4 protein-coding genes are annotated in these 4,434 nt (G+C 69.7%); 2 read left to right on the top strand and 2 right to left on the bottom strand.

Annotated features, from left to right (window positions below; genetic code table 11):
- Both H3O04_RS34125 and H3O04_RS34120 read right to left on the bottom strand, forming a co-directional pair.
- A partial coding sequence (locus H3O04_RS34125; protein WP_202589378.1) for an MFS transporter occupies positions 1–1,104 on the bottom strand: 1,104 nt, incomplete at its 3' end.
- Positions 1,105–1,856: 752 nt separating this feature from the next.
- Positions 1,857–2,768 carry a LysR family transcriptional regulator gene (locus tag H3O04_RS34120; RefSeq protein WP_124701808.1) on the bottom strand — a complete coding sequence of 304 codons (912 nt, stop codon included), beginning with the start codon at positions 2,766–2,768 and terminating at the stop codon, positions 1,857–1,859.
- 161 nt (positions 2,769–2,929) lie between these two features.
- Between H3O04_RS34120 and H3O04_RS34115 the strand changes: the two genes are divergently transcribed.
- The gene (locus H3O04_RS34115; protein ID WP_034174194.1) at positions 2,930–3,850 is read left to right on the top strand and encodes a pyridoxal-phosphate dependent enzyme; all 921 of its coding nucleotides are present in this window, start codon (positions 2,930–2,932) and stop codon (positions 3,848–3,850) included.
- A gap of 189 nt (positions 3,851–4,039) precedes the next feature.
- Positions 4,040–4,434, top strand: a 395-nt coding sequence (locus H3O04_RS34110) for a hypothetical protein (RefSeq protein WP_202589370.1), incomplete at its 3' end; no start/stop codon positions are given.

Genomic DNA, 4,434 nt, shown 5'->3' with positions numbered 1-4,434 from the left:
CGCGTAGCCAAACCCCGCCGAGATCGCCGCACCACCGGCGGCGGCGCCCACCGCGTTGCCGAGGTTGAACGCGCCGATGTTGACGGCCGATGCAAGGCCCGGCGCTTCATGGGCCGCGCGCATCACGCGCATCTGCAGCGGCGGCACGACCGCGAACGTCGCGATCCCCCAGACCAGCAGCGTGACGCCGGCGCCCGCATGGGTGGTGGCGAGCAGCGGGAACGCGGCCATGGTCGCGATCAGCAGCAACAGGAAGCCGATCAGCGTGCCGTCGAGCGAGCGGTCGGCGAGGCGCCCGCCCGCGATGTTGCCGATCGAGAAGCCGACGCCGATCAGCACGAGCATCGCGGTCACGAAGCCGGGCGTCGCGCCCGTCAGGTGTTCGAGCGTCGGCGCGACGTACGTATAGAGCGTGAACATCGCGCCGGCGCCGAGCACCGTCGTTCCGAGCGCGCCGAGCACGACCGGGCGCGTCAGCACGGAGAGTTCGGCGCGCAGGTCAGGCATCTTGCCGGCCTCGCCCTTCGGCAGCGCGGCGAACAGGCCGGCGATCGCGACCAGGCCGAGGCCCGCGGTCGCCGCGAACGACATGCGCCAGCCGATGATCTGGCCGAGCCAGGTCGCGGCCGGCACGCCGCCGACGTTCGCGATCGTCAGCCCCATGAACATCGTCGCGACCGCGCTGGCCTGCTTTTCGCGCGGCACGAGGCTCGCCGCGACCACCGAGCCGAGGCCGAAGAACGCGCCGTGATTGAGGCTCGTCACGAGGCGGGCGAGCAGCAGCGTCGTGTAGTCCGGTGCGACGGCCGACAGCAGGTTGCCGATGGTGAAGATCGACATCAGCGCGATCAGCGCGGAGCGGCGCGACCAGCGCGCGAGCAGCAGCGTCATCAGCGGCGCGCCGACCATCACGCCGATCGCATACGCGCTGATCAGCATGCCGGCTTGCGGAATCGACACGTGCACGCCGTCGGCGATCACGGGCAGCAGGCCCATCGGCGAGAACTCGGTCGTGCCGATGCCGAACGCGCCGGCGGCGAGCGCGAGCAGCGGCAGCGCGGCGCTGCCGCCGGGGCGGGACGGAGAGGAAGTCGTGGTGGTCACGTGGTGGACTCCTGTAAGCGGGGGACGACGGCACGAGGCCGTTGAGGACAGCGTGAAGTGTGCCTGCGTTACTTTTGCGGAAAAAGCCGTATGCGGACGAAATTATCTTGATTTCATGTCAACAATGCAGCGCGCGGGCGACGCGGGTGTGCGTGACCTGTGAGCCCGTGTTTTGGCGGGATAGACGAACGCCAAGGATTTTTGGAAAGCTTTTCGTAATGAAGAGGTGCGCAACTTCCGGACAGGGGGCTGCGACGCCGTGACGGTTCGCGGCTCATGCGGAGGTATCTTGCGAGACGCTCGGGAAGTCGGCCGGCGAGCATGAGATGACGCGCGGCTGCCTGGCCGGACGCATTGCCCTGCGACAGGCGATTCTGCCGTCGCCGGCCGGGCGCAATGTCCGGAAAGCCTTTCGCCGCAAGGCGCGACAGTAAAAAAGCCCCGACCACAGGGGGACCATGGCCGGGGCGGAAACGCATCCTCTCTTTGGCACGAGGGTTGGATGCGCGCGCAGTATATTTCGGGCCAAGACGATTCGAATCGGCGTTAAACGACCGTTTTTGGTGTCAATTTGAAAATAGCGGTATCGCGGCGTCGGGCGTCGGCGTTTTGAAAGATTTTTCGATGACACGACGGTGTCGCTTCGTGTGCAAAGACATCGAAAACGACGCGATCGCGGAAGTGAATTCCGCAGGTCGGTCGGCGCGGCAAGTCGCATCGCCCGACCGCGCGCCGATGCGTCTAGCGTGCGTTCAGCCGGGTTCGCCGGCCGCATCGCGGACCGCCGCGAGAAACCGCGCGACGACGGGCGACGGCGTCGTCGCCGCGCCGTCGAACACGAACTCGATGTCGAAGCGGCTCGCGAGTTCGTCGAGCGCGACGAGCCGAACCGTGCTCGGGCAGGTCGGCGATGCGCTTTCCGGCACGAACGCGCAGCCCATCCCCACCGCGACGAGGCCGATCAGCGTCGGGATGTCGCTGCCGACCTGCGCGATGCGCGGCGTGAAACCGGCCTGCTGGCACTGCGTCATCAGGAACCGGTGGTGCGCGGCGGAACGTTGCGCATCGAACCAGACGAACGGCTCGTTCGCGACGTCGGCCAGCGTGCGCGGCGCGACGAAGCGGCCGCCCGACGGTGCGGGCATCGCGAGCACGAAGCGGTCGCTCAGCAGCCGCACGCCCGTCAGGTGCGGCGCTTCCTCGCGACGCCACGCCATGATTCCGGCGTCGAGCTGGCCGCGCATCAGCGCGCTGGCCTGTTCGGCGGACAGCATCGGCGCGATCGACAGTTTCACGTCCGGGCACGCATCGCGAAACGTTTTGAGGACGTTCGCGACGACCGGCAACGGCAGGCAGTTCGGCAGCGCGCCGAGCCGCAGTTCGCCGAGCTGGCCGGCCGCGCTGCGCAACGCACGCTCACGGCTGTCCTGCAGCATCGCGAGCAGGCCGGTGGCATCGTGCAGAAAGCTCGTGCCGGCCGCCGTGAGCGTGACGCCCGTCGCGCGACGGATCAGCAGCGGCGTGCCGATCGCGTCCTCCAACTCGCGGATCTGCCGCGACAGCGCGGGCTGCACGATGCCGGCCGCGCGGGCGCCGGCCATCACGCTGCCGGCCTGGGCGACGGCGACGAAGTAGCGAAGGTGACGCAATTCGATCTGGCGCATGCGGTGCCCGGTTCGATGGATGGATATGCCTGTAAAGCATAGCAAACGCCATTCGATGGTATTGGAAGGCATGACCGGCCTGCCGTACGATGACCGTCATCGCCGTGCTCGCTTCCTCCGGAGTCGCGTGTGTTTCCTCCGTCCCCACTGCGTCCCGCCCCATGCCGCTTCATATCCCGACCCCTTATATCCGCTCACCCATCGCGTCCCGCCGGCTCGGCAGGACCGTGCGGCTGAAGCTCGATGCGCTGCAGCCATCGGGCTCGTTCAAGCTGCGCGGCATCGGCGCCGTTTGCGAGGCGCGCCATGCGGCCGGGGCGCGTCGGTTCGTGTCGTCGTCGGGCGGTAACGCGGGCATCGCGGTCGCGTATTGCGGCCGCGAACTCGGCGTGCCGGTGCGCGTCGTCGTGCCGGAAAGCGCATCGGCCCGGGCGCGCGAGCTGATCCGCATCGAAGGCGCGGACCTCGTCGTGCACGGCGCGAGCTGGGCCGAGGCAAATGCGTTCGCGCAATCGACGCTCGACGAGCACGACGCGTTCGTGCATCCGTTCGACGACCGCGTGCTGTGGCAGGGCCACGCGACGATGATCGACGAGATGGCGGCGGCCGGTCCGAAGCCCGACGCGGTCGTGCTCGCGGTCGGCGGCGGCGGTCTGCTGTGCGGCGTGCTGGAAGGACTGGTGCGCAACGGCTGGCACGACGTGCCGGTCGTCGCGGCCGAGACGGAAGGCGCCGACTGCTATGCGCGCTCGGTCGCGCAGGGGCGTCCGGTCGAACTGGCGGCCATCGCGAGCATCGCGACGTCGCTCGGCGCGAAGCGGCCATGTGACGCGGCGGTCGAGTGGGCGACGCGCCACGCGATCCATCCGGTCGTCGTGTCCGATGCCGACGCGGTGGCTGCGTCGCTGCGGTTTGTCGACGAACACCGGATCGTCGTCGAGCCCGCGTGCGGCGCTGCCCTGGCCGCGCTGGAGCGCCCGGTGCCGGTGCTTGCGTCGGCGTCGGACATCGCGGTGATCGTCTGCGGCGGCGTGACTACGACCGCCGAGCATCTGCAGACGCTGCGCGCGACGTTGCGGTAGGTGAGGGCGCCGCCAAGCCGCGCGGCGCGAGATGGCGAGGCGCCTGCGATTTTCGCGTGGGGTGATTGCCGGCATGCGGCGCGTGTGACCAACCGCGACGCGTGGACGTTGCCTTTCCGCCGATCCCGCGCGGCCGTGTGCGGTCGGCTTACGGCCGGATGATCAGAAACGACTTCAGGAGCGGAAGGCGTGCGTACCGTCGCGCGGCGCCGCATGCGGCCGGGCGCGACGGTACGGGAGCGCGGTCAGTTCGCGGCGGGTGCGCTCGCGCCGGACGGCGTGGACGATGCAACCGGGTTGGCTGTAGCCGGCGCAGGCGATGCGCTCGACGGCGCCGAGGCCGATGCGGGCGTCGATGCTGCAGACGAGGGCGCGGGCGATGACGGCGTGGCGGTGGCCGGAGCCGAAGCAGACGCGGGTGCGGAAGCCGGAGCGGCCGTCGAACCGGAGGTCGATGAAGGTGCCGGTGCGGTTACCGGACCGGAAACCGGCTTAGGCGCCAAAGCGGGCGCAGCAGCCGAAGCGGGAGCAGGCGCCGAGCCGCCAGCCGAAGCCGGCGCAGGTGCAGACGCAGGGGCCGCCCC

It is taken from the genome of Burkholderia sp. KCJ3K979 (assembly GCF_016759955.1).
In the GTDB taxonomy this organism is placed as follows: Bacteria; Pseudomonadota; Gammaproteobacteria; order Burkholderiales; family Burkholderiaceae; genus Burkholderia; species Burkholderia orbicola.
This window is presented reverse-complemented; position numbering and strand designations above follow the sequence as displayed.

Coding starts and splice junctions, on each gene's coding strand:
- H3O04_RS34120 (WP_124701808.1), bottom strand. CDS start 2,768: ATGCGCCAGATCGAATTGCGTCACCTTCGCTACTTCGTCGCCGTCGCC.
- H3O04_RS34115 (WP_034174194.1), top strand. CDS start 2,930: ATGCCGCTTCATATCCCGACCCCTTATATCCGCTCACCCATCGCGTCC.